4 protein-coding genes and 1 pseudogene are annotated in these 16,951 nt (G+C 53.6%); all 5 read right to left on the minus strand.

The annotated features are described in order from the left end of the window. Positions 1-104: 104 nt before the first annotated feature. Positions 105-408: pseudogene (locus tag GZ59_RS23415) on the minus strand (IS5/IS1182 family transposase); the annotation flags it as partial. A 115-nt stretch (positions 409-523) separates the two neighbouring features. After that, entirely contained in the window at positions 524-1,771 is a 1,248-nt protein-coding gene (gene ccrA / locus GZ59_RS04730) for a crotonyl-CoA carboxylase/reductase (protein ID WP_039290465.1), read from the minus strand. Positions 1,772-1,920: 149 nt separating this feature from the next. Continuing rightward, positions 1,921-2,352 carry a PaaI family thioesterase gene (locus GZ59_RS04735; protein WP_011092220.1) on the minus strand — a complete coding sequence of 144 codons (432 nt, stop codon included), beginning with the start codon at positions 2,350-2,352 and terminating at the stop codon, positions 1,921-1,923. 63 nt (positions 2,353-2,415) lie between these two features. After that, on the minus strand, positions 2,416-8,802 hold the full coding sequence (locus GZ59_RS04740) for a type I polyketide synthase (protein WP_011092221.1): 6,387 nt from the start codon (positions 8,800-8,802) through the stop codon (positions 2,416-2,418). After that, entirely contained in the window at positions 8,799-16,940 is an 8,142-nt protein-coding gene (locus GZ59_RS04745; protein WP_039290468.1) for a type I polyketide synthase, read from the minus strand. Before GZ59_RS04745 ends, GZ59_RS04740 begins: the two co-directional genes overlap by 4 nt. Positions 16,941-16,951 lie beyond the last annotated feature (11 nt).

Genomic DNA, 16,951 nt, shown 5'->3' on the forward strand with positions numbered 1-16,951 from the left:
TACTATTTCAAATAGACAATCGCTTCATTATCTTAAGTGAAAATTTCAGTATAAGTGCGTATTCTGCGCAATTTATTTACTGTTTCCCGTGGTCTGTGGGAAGTCGCTCTGTTTCTTGAGTCTGTCGGTGGTGATTTTGTCATGCACTCAGCCATCGACAACCACAACTAGTCGATAACGTTTAGCTGTTCGCAGGCCAGCAGTCTGTTCTGCTGGAATTTCTCAAAAAAACCTATATTGCACTGCTCTTGAAACCGACGATCGGCAGAGCTTGATTAACATATTCCAGTGCCGTTGAGCGCATTCAACTGTCAGCCTGTCCTGGACACAAAGAAAATTGCGTTCATTACGGCACGATTATTAACACGTTTACGTTGCTTACCCAGCGAGGGATGATTTTTTTTCCATGATAAGAGCCGCGATTTTTTCCCAGAGCTACCAATTACTGCCCGCAATATCCCCCTCCTCAGAAATAATCATTATTTATTAATGATTATTTCTTTTGGGATAGGTTATTAGTCATTCAATGACTGTTTGCAGTCGTGAGTTTCTCTTCATGAGAAACGCTTGAGCCGAGTTTCGGAGCGGTTGCATTGATCAGTACCGCTGCATTGCCGAATATACCTCCGTTTAATAACTCTTGGTGCGCATAAGGTATTTCATCAAAATGAAAGACTTTGTTCATGGTTGGGATGATCTTTCTTTGATTAACAAGATTAAGAAACTCATTACATTCACGGATATTGGCATAGTGAGAACCTTGTATTCTTTTCTGATGCATCCATAAATGGCGCACGTCAAAGTCACAATTATAACCAGAGGTCCCCCCCACTGTGACTACCATACCTGAGTGATCGCAGATTTGTAGTGATGTAGGGAAAGTATCTTGTCCTGAGTGCTCAATGACCAGTTTGGGCAGTTCTTTTTTTCCTAAGGCCTTAAAGAAGTCGCGTCTGAAATTGGCGAATGCTCTGGACCATGACGTGTGTTCATCGGAAGTCACATCGGGAAGTCGGCCGAAATGTGAGTATTTTTTCCTGACGATATATCCTACGGCCCCCAGTTTGCGAACATATTCTCCTTTCTCTTCACTTGACACAACCGCGACGGGGAGCCCGCCGAGGGCTTTCACAATTTGTACCGATAATGAACCCAATCCTCCAGCTGCTCCCCATATGAGAACGGCATCGCCTGGTTTGACGTTATTTGGTGCCCAATGAGTGAGTTGTTTGTAGGCTGTGGGTCCATTGAGCATCAGGGTCGCGCTCTCTTCCCAGGTCAGAAAGTCAGGTTTGGGAAAGCATTGATAGTCTTCAACGATTGTAAATTCTGCAAATGATCCGTAATTCCTTTCATAACCATAGATTTCCTGACTGCGGGTAAACATCGGATCGTTCGAAAGGCGTGATTCAAGCGAGGTAGCGTCATATACCGAGCAGGAAACCACCACGGTATCACCGATGCTGACGTTACTAACATTATGACCAACAGAATAAACAATACCTGCCGCTTCTGAACCACCAATATGAAACGGCTCAGCATCTTTATTTCTTTTACGGCGCGCTGAGATAACATCGACAGGTTTTCCTAATGCGGCCCAGACATTATTATAATTCAGTCCTGCCGCCATCACTTTAATAAGAACCTGATTAGGTAATAATTTCGGAATGCTGACAGTTTCCTGTTGAATTGCAGTAATAGGATCGCCATAACGCTCTGGGCGAATCAGATAAGCTTTCATCTCTTTAGGAACAGAATAATTTGTCGTCATGTTGAACTCCTTGTCGAAACGAATAAATCTATCAATCTGTTTTATATCAGATCGCGTTGGTGGCATTGCTCATCCGTGGAACGCCATGACTGGCGTTCCAATAACACGTATAAATGAAAATAGTTCTGCTACGCTTTAATTAGTGATTTTCATTGTGTTGCCTCAGTGGTTTTACTCTTTAGTACAATGCCGGTTCCTGTTGCGCAAATACCACCTCTTGCGCTGATTAGCGTGGCAGAAATAAAAGCGACATTATTGTTTTTATTATCGACGCGCGCCTCGACTCGACATGGTTTTTTACGTATCACACGTAAAATTTTGACAGAAAGTTCAACCACGCCAGCGGGTTCACGACCCAGAGCGTTAAATCCACATAGGCCTATTGCTGACTCCAGAGCTGCGCTGATCACTGCACCGTTAATACCGAGAGATGTGAGTACACCAAAGCCTCCCTGATGGCAGGGGTTGTCGTCATTTATTTCCATAACAATGGCATCGTCATTTATTTCAATAATGTTAAACCCCAAGGCTTTAAATAAAGCCGAGTTATTGAAAAGAGAAGCCAGGTCATTTTCAGTCATAACTATTCTCCTGCATCAAGATTCTCGCGACAGCTGATTTTTTTCATCACGCCAATATATTGATTATTCATTTTTAATATATTCAGTTTTTCGATTTTTTCTTGCGGAATCGCTCCTCTTTCTGATCGGTTTTTTTTCTGTTTCACCAAGTAAATCAGATAAGTTTTTTGCCGTATGAGCGACATATTCTGTCAGCAGTTCAAAATGGCTCCCCGGCGTGATGATGCTTTTCACCAAATTTGGCCATTCATTCGCCCAACGTTCCGGTTGTGCGGACGCTGGATAATCTTTGGCCTGAAGCAGCAGCGTTGGTGTTTTCAAGTGAGAGGGTGTCCACTGCCGGCCGAATAATTCGAGATACCAGGCCATCGCCATGACTGAGGTGTCCTCATCCGACCAGAATTCGCCTTTGGCTGCAAACCATGTGCGCAGTACATCGCCCATTGTGGCTTCATTCATGGCTGATGGCGGAAAGCTGTCGATTAATACCACAGCTTTAGGTTGTCGGCCGCGAGCCTCCAACTGGTGAGCTGCGGCATGTGCGACGAGCCCGCCAGTTGAGAAGCCTACCAGCGTAAAATCGCGCCCCGATGTGCCTCTCTCTATTGCCGTTGCCAGCGCCGCCGCCGCCGCGTAGTCTGTGCCAGGCAAGGGCTCGCCATGATATCCCGGCAACGGCACGGTCAGTATGCTGTACCGATCGCTCAAGGCTGAACTTAAGCGCTGATAGGTTAAATTTGCTGCGGCGGGAATGAATGAGTTGAGGCAAACCAGCAGCGGTTTCTCCTGATCGTTACGTAGCCACACTGTCTCTGGCGCGTGCTGTTCGTGCTGTCGGTGCGAGAAATGTTCGCGTAGGCGCGCCGCGCCGGCCAGTACGCTAAGTCCTTCCTGCGTCATGTTTTGTTGCACAGCTTGCCGTAGCAGGTGGTAGAACCTGTCGGCGTCTTTTTTTATATCAATGTGTGCCTCTGCTGCGGTAGCGTGCTTTTCCCCTGTCAGAATATTCAGTAAGAATTGCGCCAGCGCTTGCGGCGTCGAATGGTCAAAAATTGCCGTGGCGGGAATGCGGACACCAAATGTTTGTGATAATCGGCTTCCCATTTCCACCGAGGTAAGAGAGTCGAATCCCAGTGTAATGAATTCCACATCGCTTCTTATGGACTCCGGATCGGGATGACTCAATACTTCACCCGCGTATTGAATGATCACGTTAAGCAGATAAGGCAACCGCTCTTTTTCCGGCATGTTTGCGATCTGTGGCGATGCACTGACGCTGTTTCTTGCTGCTGTGCGAACAGGGAGTACCTCCGCCAATAGCGGGGTGTCGCCTTGCTCGCGTAGCGCTTCCAGATTTAAACGCGCAGGTATCAGCAGCGGCGGATGGTTCACTACTTGTGCACCGACAACGGTATCCAGGTAGGCCAGGCCTTGTGGGCGAGAAAGCGGGATTTGGCCTGTTGCGATAATATGTTGTATATCGTCGTCACCAAGTTGCTCCCCCATTTCCGAGCGTTCGGCCCACATACCCCAGGCCATTGCGGTCGCAGGAAGACCCTGATGTCGCCGATGGTACGCTAGTGCATCCAAAAAGGCGTTGGCGGCGGCGTAATTTCCCTGTCCTTTTTGCGCAAGAATGCTGACCGCGGAAGAATAGAGAATGAATGCTGCAAGATCGTGATGCTGCGTGAGCTGATGCAGATTCCAGGCGGAAACGGCTTTAGACTGTAAAACGTTATCTATCTGCTCTGCACTCATTGTTTTCAGCGTCGCCGTATCCACACTTCCTGCTGTGTGAATGACGGCGGTGAGCGGATGTGCCGTCGGTATGGTATCAAGCAGTGAGGCCACTGCTGCCACGTTGGCGATATCACAGGCGACAATCGTCGCCTGTGCGCCAAGCTCGGCGAGGTCTTTTAATAACGCATTGGCGCCTGGCGCGTCCTTACCGCGTCTGCTGGCAAGAAGCACGTGACGAACACCGTGATGCTCCACCAGATGTTTCGCGATAACTTTGCCCAGTGCGCCCGTACCGCCGGTGATGAGTACGGTGCCGTCAGGGTTAAGGTTACGGCTCGGGTTTTCCGGCTGGTCGGCGTGGTTGTAATCGGTAAGGTCGCCATTGCCGGCGGCTTTTACCAGTCGCGGGGTGAGTATTTTACCCTCGCGTAACGCCAGTTGAGGCTCATGGGACAGCGTGTTAATCGCGGTATGAATAGAAGACAATGCTGTGTTTTCTACCTCATTGATATCAAGCAGGTAGAACCGTCCCGGATATTCAAGCTGTGCGGTGCGCACTAATCCCCACAGTGGGGACTGGGCGAGATTCGGGACATTCTCTCCATCATTGGTAGCTATTGCGCCTTGCGTCACGATAAGAAGGGGGACATCTGCGGTACGTGGCTCGTCGATCCACGTTTGCAGCGCATTGAGTACGCAGTGTGTCGGGTTATGATCGATAAACTCAGGGGTATCGTCACCATCCGGCGCGATGAAGACGGCGATCTCATCTGGCTGCGGTGAGAACGTCGCCAGCGCTTGATGCATGTCGTCATACGTGCAGGAAGCATAGTGCTCCTTGATGAGTCTAGATAAACGCTCCCGTAACCTGTTTTGCGGAACAATCCAGTGAATTTTCGGCTTCGTGGTGGATGAGTCTGGCGCAATCTCACGCCATGCCAGACGGTAAAACGGCGGACGTGACGGGGCAAGGCGCGGTGAGTTTGACGATTTCAGCACTATGGAGTCGATGATTGCGGCTGCTCGACCGGTATCATCCGCGAGTCGTAACGCATATTCGCTGTAGCCTGATGTCGATGGCTCAGTGGTTTTTCGCACCAGATGGCCTCGCAGACGCTGTGCACCCCTGATGTATTGCCGTATCCCGCTAAGGGAGAAAAGTAAACGGGGCTGAATGTTTTCTTCGCCTGGTTTCAGTTGCTCCAGTAATGCTGCTTGCATTCCCGCGTCTAGCAGGGTCGGGTGCAGAATGAAATCCTCTCCCAGTTCCGCATGACTCTCTGGCGACGTGGCTTCGATATACAGCCCGTCTTCGTGCTCCCACACATTAATGAGCCTTTGAAACGCGTTACCTAGAATCACACCCTGAGCAGCGAGGTGTTCATAAATCGGGGTAAAATCAACGGGTTTGGCGTCGGCGGGCGGCCAGTTGTCATTATGGAAATCCGGCCACTCCGGTGATAACTTTTCGTCTGGTACAAGACGGCAAGTGGCATAGCGTTTCCAGGGTGCCATCTGATACTCACGCGGTTCTGGATCGCCAGGCTGATGAAAATAGGCTTCCACCGTTCTACCGCCATCCGCTTCTGGCGGGCTGACATGGAGTTGGATGGACGTGGGAATACACTCATTCAGAGGCAAAATCGCGTGCAGGAAGAGATCGTCAAGACGCTGGCAGCCAACCTGCTCCCCGATAGAAAGTATCATCTCTGCGGTCATCGTCCCCGCGCCTGCGGGGATGTCGGCGACCCGGTGCTCCAGTATCCAAGGCTGTCTGGCTGCGTCTAATTGTCCGGTAAAAATCCAGCTTTGCTGCGCGGCGTTGTCTATGCCGGCGTGTAAAAAAGGATGTTTAACTGCAAAAAAGCCACCGTCTAACGTTGGTCGCACTGGTGGCGCTTGCAACCAATAGCGACGGTGCTGGAAGGGATAGGTAGGCAGCGGTACGATCGGTGTCTGAACGAGCAGTTTCCTCCAGTCCAGCGGTTGCCCTTGTGTGTACAGTCTGGCCAGAGCGGCAAAGAAGGGGCGCAATTCATCCCGTCCTTTACGCAAGGGAGCAATCCACGCTGCGCTGGGAACGCCGCTGGATTCGCCGACTATACTTGCCCGACCCAAAGCCGTCAGTACGCCGTCAGGGCCGACTTCCAACGCGACAACGATATTGTGTGCCTCAAGCCATTGGATAGCAGCATCGAATCGCACCGCACTGCGGGCCTGATTTGCCCAATATTCAACGGAACAGGCTTGTTCATTGGTCAGCTGTTGACCGGTCACTGTTGAAACAATTGGAATAGCGGGAGCCTGCAACGATAGCGTTGACAGAGTACGGCGTAAGGTATCAACGATGCCGTCAATATGGGGCGAGTGAAAGGCGTGGCTGGTTCTTAAGCGATGCGTACGGTAACCGCGCGCGTGCCACTGTTCAGCAAGACTCAGCACTTTGTCGGTGTCGCCGGATATCACTACAGAAGACGGCGAATTAATCGCGGCGATCGCAATGCATTCTTTATATTTTTGCAACGACGGCAAAATCTCCGCCTCACTGGCTTCAATAGCAACCATCGCGCCATCGGCAGTGATGGACTCCATCAGTCGTCCACGCGTTGCAACGAATGTCGCGGCATCGGCCAGATTGAATACGCCGGCGATATGGGCGGCGGCGATCTCGCCAATGGAGTGACCGATCAGTACATCGGGCTGCACGCCGAGATGCATGACAGTTCGGCACAGAGCGACTTCGAACGCGAATAACGCCGCCTGGGTAAAATCAGTACGATCCAGCAGTAGGGCGTCGGCACTGTCCTGTTCGGCGAATATGACGGTTTTAAGTGGTTGCGACAGCAGCGGATCGAGATGCTGGCAGATGTCGTCGAACGTGTGAGCGAAAACCGGAGATTGATGGTATAGCCCTTGTCCCATCGTCGGCCACTGTGCACCTTGCCCCGTAAAAAGGAAGGCGACGTTGCCTGACGGAGAACGGACGCCTTGAATGATGCCGGGAGCGTAGCGATTGGCGGCCAGTGCCTCCAGGGCGATGAGCGCATTGTTACTGTCTTCTGCGGTAATCACGGCACGATAGTTAAAATGGGTGCGGGTGGTGGCTAGCGAAAAGGCGATGTCGGGCATCGAGCTGGCATTCTGAGTCAACCATGTGTGCAACTGTTTGGCCTGAGCACACAGCCCGTCTGGTGAGGCCGCAGCCAACGGTAGCGCGATGCCAGGCACGGGGAAAGTCCTTGCCGGTGCGGCTTCTTGCACCGGAGGTGAAATTGACGGAGCCTCTTCGAGAATAAGGTGAGCGTTGGTGCCAGAAAAGCCAAATGATGATACCGCCGCGCGTTTGGGACGCCCGGTATCAGGCCAGTTACGTGCCGTGTTGAGTAATTTAATGTTGCCGCGTGACCAGTCTATTTTGCCGGACGGCGTCTCGGCATGTAGCGTTTTGGGCAAGCGCCCGTGCCTGAGAGCCATCACCATCTTGATGACGCTGGCGACGCCAGCGGCAAGTTGGGTATGGCCGATATTGGATTTTAGTGAGCCAAGCCATAGCGGTTGATCGTCAGACCGATGTTTGCCATAGGTGTTGAGCAGTGCATGTGCTTCAATGGGGTCGCCAAGCGTGGTGCCGGTGCCGTGCGCTTCTACGACATCAATATCGGAAAAGGTCAGCTCCGCATTATTCAGCGCCTGACGGATGACCTGTTCCTGCGCAGGGCCGTTTGGCGCAGTCAGCCCGTTGCTGGCACCATCCTGATTAATTGCGCTCCCTCTAATCACGGCGAGTACGCTGTGACCAGCTCGTAATGCGTCGGAGAGTTTCTCCAGCAAAATAAGCCCAACGCCTTCAGAAAACCCCGTTCCGTCGGCATGGTCAGAAAAGGCTTTACATCTTCCGTCTGCGGCAAGACCGCTTTGACGGGTGAACTCGGCAAAGACCTCTGGAGAGGCCATAATCGTTGCTCCGCCTGCGATAGCAAGCGAACACTCGCCGCTCTTCAGTGAGCGAATGGCTTGATGGATCGCAGTGAGAGACGCAGAGCAGGCTGTATCTACCGTGATAGCCGGACCGTTAAGTCCCAATGCGTAAGCGATGCGCCCGGAACTGATGCTGCTCAGGCTGCCTTGTAAGCGATAACCGTCGGCGGCGGGGTTGCGCCGCTCGATATCGCTGAGATAGCCGTTGTGCGTGGATCCAATAAAGACGCCGGTCTGACTGTTTTTTAGCGTGGCGGGAACGATACCAGCACGCTCCAGAATTTCCCAACTCACCTCCAGCAGTAAGCGTTGCTGAGGATCCATCGCCAATGCCTCACGATCGGATATCTTAAAGAAGCCAGCGTCGAAGCCTGCTGCATCCTCCAGAAACCCGCCTTTCCAGGCCTTGGCGACGGCGCTGAGTGCCGGGTTTTGTTCAAAGAGCGTCTTCACGTTCCATCCCCGATCTGCAGGGAAGGGGCCGATAGCGTCCTCGTCAGTGGACAACTGTTGCCAAAGCTGTTCGGGAGAATGAATGCCTCCGGGTAAACGACAGCCCATTGAAATAATGGCGATAGGTTCATGCGCCGCCTGCGTCAAATCCTGATTACGCTGTTTCAACTGTTCGTTCAGCAACAAGCTGTGGCGTAACGCTTCGACCAGACGCGGATCGGTGGTTCCGTCGCCCGCGGCGGTATTTTTCGCGGCGTGACTATCTTTTGGATGCGTCATAGCATTTTCTCCTTGTCAGACAGGGCCATCGACACCAGCTCTTCCAGACTTGCGGACTCAATATAGGTAACCTGAGGCTTTTTCGACGCGTCCTCCACGGGGGCGATGCCGTTTGCTATCTGAAGTAATTTATCCAGCAAGCCGGCATCGCGTAGGCTGGCAAGCGGAATGCCGGCAATACGCTCGAGTAAGTGCGATTCATCCTCTTCCGTCATCACGGCGTTGATCGTCGCATCCTGCCCCGCGAACAGTTCCACATCGAGATATTCCGCTAGCGCGACAGGGGTCGGGTAGTCATACGTCAGGGTTGCCGGTAGACGCAGGCCGGAAACTGCCGCCAGACGGTTGCGTAACTCCAGTGCCATGAGCGAGTCGATACCGCTCTCTTTAAATGGCTGTTCGGGCGCAAGAAGCGAACCGTTATCAAGGCCAAGTATGCTCGCGATGTTATCGGTGATGGCGGCCTGTAACTGTTTTAGTCGAGCACTGGGTTCCAGCGTGGATAGCGATTTTCGTAGGTCGGGCATCTTTTCTCCGTCTGATGACGACCTACGCGTGATTACGGGACCCGCCAACCGTTCAAATAACGGATGAAGGCGCCCTGACTGTGCATTTTTACGCAACATCTGCGGGTTCAACGGCGCTGCGGTATACACCGCGTAAGGTAATGCCAGCGATGCGTCGATCATCGCATTCCCATGTTCTGGTGTGATAGGCGCCAGACCCGTTCGCGCGATCCGCGCGTTGTCGGTATCGCTGAGCCGGCTCGATAGCCCAGTGACCGGCTGCCACCAGCCCCAGGCAAGGGACGTGGCACTCAAACCCTGCTGGCGGCGATTATGTGCCAGTGCGTCCAGCGCGTTGTTCGCAGCAGAGTAGTTGCCTTGCCCCGGACTACCTAGCGTTCCCGCGCTGGATGAGTAGAGAACGAAAGCCGCGAGATCATGTGTGCGGGTTTTATGGTGCAAATGCCAAACTGCGTCGATTTTGGGTGAAAATACTGTATCGAGGCTTTCCGCTGTCAGGTTGGCGATGGTGGCGTCGGCCAGTACGCCAGCGGTATGGAACACGCCTGTTAGCGGATGTGTGGCTGGAATCGCTGCGAGTAGTTTATCCAACGCCTGAGGGTCGGTGGTATCGCAGGCGACGATCTTAACTGTAGCCCCTGCGCTTTCCAGTTCTGCTTGCAATTGTGCCGCGCCATCGGCGCGTGAGCCGCGACGGCTGGCCAATACCAGGTTTTTGCTCTGATGTGACGTCACCAGATGCCGTGCGAGCAGCCCGGCCAGCGTCCCCGTTCCCCCGGTAATTAACACCGTACCGTCGGGATTGAGTTTCTGGGGAAACGTCAACACCACTTTGCCGGTATGACGGCCTTGTTGCATCAACCGGAATGCGGATATCGCTTCTCTGATATCAAAGGCGGTAATCGGCAAGGGGGCTAGTGACCCCGCGCGCATTAACGATAACAGCGTGGTAATCATCTCCGTGGTCAGTTCAGGATCCTTGTCCGGTCGATCAAGGTAGTGATAAATCAGATCCGTAGGGAAATCCTCGCGAATATCGGTTTTACCCAGTTCGACAAAGCGTCCCCCTGAAGCCATTAGCGACATAGAGGCATCGATAAATTCTCCGGTAAGCGAGTTGAGCACCACATCAATCCCTTTATCACTCAGTAACGGACGGAATTGTCCGGTGAACTTAAGGTCGCGTGAACTGGCGATGTGATCGTCGGCGATACCGAGCTGGCGCAGGACTGGCCATTTATCTGGATGTGCGGTGGCAAACACTTCCGCCCCCAGGTGGTGCGCCAATTGAATAGCGGCTTGGCCGACCCCCCCTGCCGCCGCGTGAATCAGCACGCGTTCGCCCTGGCGCAGCGCAGCGAGTTGCGTCAACGCGTAGTAGGCGGTAAGAAAGGCGATTGGGATACCAGCGGCTTGCGCGAAAGTCCAGTCATCAGGAAGACGAAAAGTTGTCGCCCGGTTGGCGATTACCGTTGGTCCAAAAGCGCCTTCAGTCAGGACTATCACCCTATCGCCAATGTTAAAGTCTTTAACATCCGTCCCGACTTCGGTGATGACGCCGGCGGCCTCTGTCCCGAATTCATGCTGCGGCGCGATTAATCCTAGCGCACACACGACATCATAAAAATTAATGCCCGCGGCTCGCACGCTGAGCCGAATCTGTTCCTTACCTAGCGGTGCGCCGGCTTCAGGAGCAGGTTTCAGCACTAGATTGTCGAGATTTCCGGCGTCCGAAATATCCAGACGCCACAGAGCGCTATCGGACGGTGGGGTTAGCAGTCCGGTTTTCACTGTTCTGGTCAGATGCGGAATGAGCAGTTGCCCCTGACGCAGTGCCAATTGTGGACGATCGCTAGCCAGCGCTGTGCTGAGTAATGCGGTATCAATGAGAGGACGATCGGTATCAAGCAGAACGATGCGGCCTGGGTTCTCGTTCTGTGCTGAGTGGAGTAATGCCCATGCGCTGCTCTGTGCGACATCTAGCCGTTCATGTGAACCGTGTTCTGTCGCATGGTGTGTGATCACCAGCAGCGTGGTGTTGGCCATGCTTTCATCGGCCAGCCAGGGTTGCAGATGGTTGATAACCTGTTCGCACAGCGCACGAGTGGAGAGAGGCACATCGTCAGTCTGCGCCGGATTGTTACTTGGCAACGGCCAAACGAGTACCGTTGGTGCAGTGGATGACGCCAGTGCCGCGTTTAATGCCGACAATGAATCATAGCGGTCGGCGATGTTTAGCGGACTGGCGTCGGCTGGTTCGGTATCAAGTAACGCCCAACTGGCGGTTGAAGGAACGTCTTTTGCTTTAGATGCGCTGGGCAGAGGGCTCCAGGTCGTGCGCAGAAGGTCATACTCCGGCTGGATGCGTAACTGATTGCGCAGATTATCCCGTGTGGTTTCCCGTAAGCTGAGCGTTTCAATGGCAACTACCGTTTCGCCCGTCTCATCAGTAGCAATCAGGCTGATATTCTCTGGCGTTTTCAAATGCAAACGTGCGCGTAACTGGCGTGGTTGTTTGTCAGCTATCGTCACACCGCTCAACGCGAACGGGAGTCGCAGCGTTGTCGCATCCTCGTTTTCGCTATCGGGTAGCGCGATGGTATGCAGTACGGTATCGAGCAGCGCAGGGTGCAGAAGATGTCCGCTCGTCGAAAGCTCTTCAGGTAAGCTTGCTTCAGCATACAGGCTATCGCCATTGCTCCAGGCTGCGCTAAGCCCTTTGAAGGCTGCTCCATATTCATATCCAGCAGCGGAGAGCCGTTGATGAAGTTGGGCGAGATCCAGCGGTTCACTGCCGACCGGCGGCCAGTCCGCGTTGTCGAATGGACGTTGTTCCTGTCTTGAGGCGTCGCGCTGTAATAACGCGTTGGCGTACAGTGTCCACTCTGGGGGGTCGATCTCCTCGTCGCTATGGCGCCGGGCGTGGATAGTAACGGTACGTTGCCCTCGGTCGTCAGGCCGTCCGACTCTGAGTTGCAGATCCAACTCCCCTTGTTCAGGCAGCACCAGAGGCGTTTGTATAACTAATTCCTCGATTGTTGGGTAGTCCGTCAGTAACGCGGCATAGCGAACCATATCCAGATAAGCTGTTCCAGGAACTAGAGCAACACCGGTGGCCGCGTGATCGGCGAGCCAGGGCTGGCTGGCTAGCCCGATACGTCCTGTTAGTAGCACTCCTTCGTCGTCTGGAAGGTCGATGATTGCGCTGAGTAATGCATGCTCCGTTGGTCTTTGTCCGACAGTGGCGACATTGCTGACGGCGGGGGGCGTCAGCCAGTAATGACGATGCTCGAAAGGATAGGTTGGGATGTCCACGAGGCTAGCGGTAGGATGAAGCGCACGCCAGTTGAGGTTATGCCCGTTGACGTACAACTGTGCCATTGCCTGCGTCAGGCACTCAACGGCGGGTTTGTTGCGCTGCATCGAACCGACGATCGTTGCCGTGCTGTCTGTCGTTTCTTCGAGCGCCGGCAGCAGCACGGCGTGCGGGCTGCACTCCAGAAAGGTTACTTTACCCGTTTTGCTCAATGCCGATATCGTGTCGAAAAAACGTACCGGGCAGCATAGGTTGTCACACCAGTATTTGGCGTTGAGGGTTGTGCCATCAAGAGGCGTATCGGGCGTGTGGCCGTCCACGGTGCTGTAAAAAGGAATGCGCGTGGCGCTAGGTTTTAAACCGGAAAATAGCTCCATCAGAATAGGGCGTAACGTATCGAGCTGCGGAGAATGGCCTGCGACATCCACCGCAATGCGTTTGGCGCGGATTCGCTCTTTTTTACAGCGACGGAGCAGCGCCTCGATTGATTTGGCATCGCCTGAAACCACGGTTGATGACGGGCTGTTGAAAACCGCGAGGGTAATTTCCCCATCATCTGGAGTGAGGAGGGCGCGAGTCTGTTCTTCGGAAAGGCCAAGTGTAGCCATGGCGCCGTGTCCTGACTGGCTGAGCATAAGTCTTGAGCGTAACGCCACGATCCTGATCGCATCTTGTAGCGACAAGGCACCTGCGATATAGGCGGCAGCGATTTCGCCCTGAGAGTGCCCCACGACGGCGTGCGGCGCAAATCCGAAAGATTGCCAGAGGCGAGCCAGTGCGGTCATCACCGCGAAAAGCGCTGGCTGCACGACGTCAACGCGGTCCAAAGGCGGAGTGTCTGGGCTGCCACGCAGCACGTCAATCAGTGACCAATCGACATACGCGCGCAGCGCGTCATCAACCTCGTCGATAGCCTGCCGGTAAACGGAAAAAGCGTTATACAGCTCCATTCCCATTTCAGGCCACTGCGACCCTTGGCCTGGGAAGATGAATAACAGTTTTCCTGATTCGCCGACGGTTGAGGCACCGACAGTTAGCGTCGGGTGATCCTGCCCATTTTCAAGCGATTGTAGCCCTTTTAACAGCGCTTCTTTTGATTGGCCTCTGACGGCGGCGCGGAAGGGGAATTGACTACGTGAGATACCGAGTGAGTACCCCACATTAATGGGATCAATGGCTTGTTGGTTAGTCAGATACTCCCGTAGTTGCGCAGCTTTTTTACGCAGCGCAGTATCGGTTTTTGCGGCAATTGGCCAGAGCATCTCCTGTGGCACAGTGACAGCCTCGGTCTGCATGTGGCCATTCGACATCGATACTGGAGGTTGTTCCACGATAAGGTGACTATTGGTGCCAGAGACGCCGAATGAAGAGATTGCCGCACGATAGGGCCGATCGCCGACCTGCGGCCAAGGGCGCGAAGCTGAGAGTAGCTGTATCGCGCCGCTTGACCAGTCGACTTCGTGAGAAGGTTCGGTAATGTGCAGACTGCGCGGCAACATATTGTGGCGGAAAGCCATCAGCATCTTGATCAGCCCGGCAGCACCGGCGGCAGCTTGCGTGTGTCCGATGTTGGATTTGATTGACCCCAGAAGCAACGGCTGTTCGGCTGAGCGATGCCGGCCATAGGTTGCCATCAGCGCATTCGCTTCGATTGGATCGCCAAGACGAGTACCGGTGCCGTGCGCTTCTACCACATCGACATCCTGAGGCGTCAGACCTGCGTTGGCCAGCGCGTGGCGAATCACCTGTTGTTGTGCGGAGCCATTGGGCGCGGTCAGTCCGTTAGAGGCGCCATCCTGATTGACTGCGCTGCCGCGGATGACGCCCAGAACCGTATGCCCGTTGGCCTGTGCCTGAGACAGCGGCTCGAGTAATAGCATGCCGATACCTTCCGAGAGCCCTACGCCGTCCGCTGACGCAGAAAAGGCTTTGCAACGCCCATCGGGCGCGAGCACGCGCTGTTGAGAGAAATCGATAAGTACGCCGGGTGTTGGCATAATCGTGATACCGCCCGCTAATGCAAGTTTACAGTCATTGCTGCGTAGCGCTTCACAGGCTGTATGGATAGCAACTAACGAGGAGGAGCAGGCGGTGTCAATTGTGACCGCGGGTCCATGCAGGCCAAGGCTATAAGCTACCCTGCCGGAGGCGACGCAAGTGGCGGTTCCCATATAACCGTAGCCTGAAACGTCTTCTGAGGCATGCTGAATCTGGGACCCATACTCTGTCGCCATGATGCCAGCGTATATTCCTGTATTGGAACCATATAAGCTCGACGGCTCGATGCCTGCTCGTTCAATGGCTTCCCACGAGACTTCAAGCAGAAGTCGTTGTTGAGGTTCCAGTGTCAGGGCTTCACGTGGTGAGATGCCGAAAAATCCGGCGTCAAACTGCGGTGCGTCATATAAAAATCCGCTGGTGCGGGTGGATATTTTACCTAGTCGGCCCGGTTCCGGATCATACAGCTTGGTGATATCCCATCCACGATCCGACGGGTAATCACCGATTGCGTCTCGCTCATTAACGAGTAAATCCCATAGTGCTTCTGGACTGTTCACGCTGCCGGGATAACGGCACGCCATACCGATGATGGCAATAGGTTCATCGTGGCTATGTGTCTCCAGTGTCTCCTGTTCGTCATCGGGTGATGAGAGTCCAAGCGCTTGTCTCAGGTATTCGCTTAATGCACGTGGTGTTGGGTGGTCGTAAACTAGTGTGGAGGGGAGTTCTATCCCTGTGGCGACTGAGAGTCCACGTGAGAACTCGACAACAGTCAATGAGGTAAATCCAATATCACGAAACGCCTGCATGTCCGATGAAAAGGTTTCGCCCAGTAGCGCTCTGATTTCTCGTGATACGAGTCCTAGCAGAATGTCGTATTGTTCCGATGGGCTACGATCTTGCAGCGCTAGCCCATCGATATCGTCGTCTAGCGCTGTATTAAATGAATTAGCGGAAAGCGAAGAGGGTTCATCGGCCATGGCAGCTGTTTCGTTGGCGTATGTTAGCGCAGTGCGATAGTGCTCCGCTTGCTCAGGAAGAAGTTGATTGAATACGCTTGCCCAATCAACCGATGCGCCGTTGATAAACGCGTGAGTCAACGATTGAAGGAAACTCTCCCGATCGCTTTTCCGGCGATCGAGCGTGGAGATGGCTGCACCTTTAACGCCAGCTTCGCGCAGATGTTCTTCTATGATGGAGGTCAGAACGGGGTGTGGGCTGACTTCAATAAAAAGACGATGCCCGTCGTTGATCAATGCTCGGATGCTGTTTTCGAACAAAACAGGCTCCCGCAGGATACGATACCAGTAGTCCGGCTGAAAATCTTCGGCACTGTAGCGCGCACCGGAGACGGAAGAATAATATGCCGCATGTGCTGAAGATAGAATATTGCGCGGCGCGTGAGCTATCACCTCGGCTTTCAGTATGTCCACCTGAGGGGAGTGCCCTGCAACCTCACCTCCGGGCACTTTCCAGGCCCAAAATCCCGCTTTAGTTAATTTGTTGAGTAGGGCGTCGGTGTCTGCTGTGCCGCCACTTAATGTAACGCTTTTATTGCTGTTGATAGCGGCAATAGCAAGCCTACCATCCCACTCTTTGAGTAACGGCGTAACATCTTCAACGGAGGCTGCGACCGATACCATCGCACCTTGTCCTTCAATGTTTGAGAGTTCTTTTCCCCACAGTGTCACCAAGTTGGTGGCGTCCTCTTGGCTTAAATAGCCAGAGGAATAGGCTGCCGACGCTTCGCCTACAGAATGCCCGACCACGGCTGCTTCACGGATGCCAAAAGCTCTCCATGCATCCGCGAGCGCGGAGGATATCGTGAACTGTATTGGTTGGATTTGTTTCAGACCTGAGAAAGGCTCACCCGCCGCCAGAGAATCTGCTGGGTTCCAGTTCAGGCTGTCCTGAAATATCGCGCCGTTTTTACCCGCGCTTTGACGATATGCGGGCAGTGCGTTGAGTAATTCTGAAGTCATTCCTGGCCACAGTGGTCCCTGCCCTGAAAAAACTAGCACCGGTTTTTCCCCCGCCGCCGCATTCCCTGTTAAAACGTTGCGCGCTGCGCGGCCCTGCGCGAGTGACGTCAGCCCTTTGATCAACCCGGCTTTATCTGCCGCGAAGATGGCGCTACGAATTTCCGCATGCGGAACGGCGAATTGATGCAGACAAAACGTCGCTAATTCAGTGTCTGATAGGAGTTCGATCTTGGTTCGCCAATGTTCGGCTACGCTGGCGAGCGCCGATTCTGATTCGCCAGAGAGTATAAGTGGCAGGTTTAAGGCATCCATACGTGAACTCC

It is taken from the genome of Pectobacterium atrosepticum, from assembly GCF_000740965.1.
Lineage (GTDB): Bacteria > Pseudomonadota > Gammaproteobacteria > Enterobacterales > Enterobacteriaceae > Pectobacterium > Pectobacterium atrosepticum.

Bases quoted from the DNA above. Each gene is read 5' to 3' on its own strand.
- ccrA (WP_039290465.1), bottom strand. From the start codon at position 1,771: ATGACGACAAATTATTCTGTTCCTAAAGAGATGAAAGCTTATCTGATT.
- GZ59_RS04735 (WP_011092220.1), bottom strand. From the start codon at position 2,352: ATGACTGAAAATGACCTGGCTTCTCTTTTCAATAACTCGGCTTTATTT.
- GZ59_RS04740 (WP_011092221.1), bottom strand. From the start codon at position 8,802: ATGACGCATCCAAAAGATAGTCACGCCGCGAAAAATACCGCCGCGGGC.
- GZ59_RS04745 (WP_039290468.1), bottom strand. From the start codon at position 16,940: ATGGATGCCTTAAACCTGCCACTTATACTCTCTGGCGAATCAGAATCG.